Raw genomic sequence first — 526 nt, 5'->3', positions numbered from 1 at the left:
GTCCTGCACCAGGGCGGCGAGGTCGTCCGCGCCCACCACGTCGGCGCCGGCGGCCTTGGCCTCCTCCGCCTTCGGGCCACGGGCGAAGACGCCCACGCGGACGGTCTTGCCGGTGCCGTTGGGCAGGCCGACCATGCCGCGGACCATCTGGTCGGCGTGGCGCGGGTCGATGCCGAGGTTCATCGAGATCTCGATGGTCTCGTCGAACTTGGCCGTCGCATTGGTCTTCACCAGCGAGATGGCGTCCGCGAGGGGGTAGGCCTTCTCCGCAACGACGGTCGCGGCCCGGGCCTTCATGCGCTTCGTGAGCTTCGCCATGATCAGCCCTCCACCACGGTCATGCCCATCGAGCGGGCGGATCCGGCCAACATGCTCACCGCACTCTCGATATCCGTGCAGTTCATGTCCTTCATCTTGATCTTGGCGATCTCGGCCAGCTGGGACTTGGTCACGCGCCCGGAGGTCGCGCCCTTGCCCGGGGTCAGGCTGCCCTTCTCGATCTTGGCGGCCTTCATGAGGAAATAGG

Annotated in this window: 1 protein-coding gene and 1 pseudogene; both read right to left on the bottom strand. The window is 67.3% G+C overall.

The genetic code is table 11. The annotated features are described in order from the left end of the window. Positions 1 to 318: pseudogene (locus tag AC1DWF_RS38405) on the bottom strand (50S ribosomal protein L1); the annotation flags it as partial. 2 nt (positions 319 to 320) lie between these two features. Then, on the bottom strand, positions 321 to 526 hold a 206-nt coding region (locus AC1DWF_RS38400; RefSeq protein ID WP_476843639.1), incomplete at its 5' end, for an uL11 family ribosomal protein.

It is taken from the genome of Aminobacter sp. P4_D5 (genome assembly GCF_056401815.1).
The sequence above is the reverse complement of the archived record's forward strand: the minus strand, read 5'-3'. Positions and strand labels throughout refer to the sequence as shown.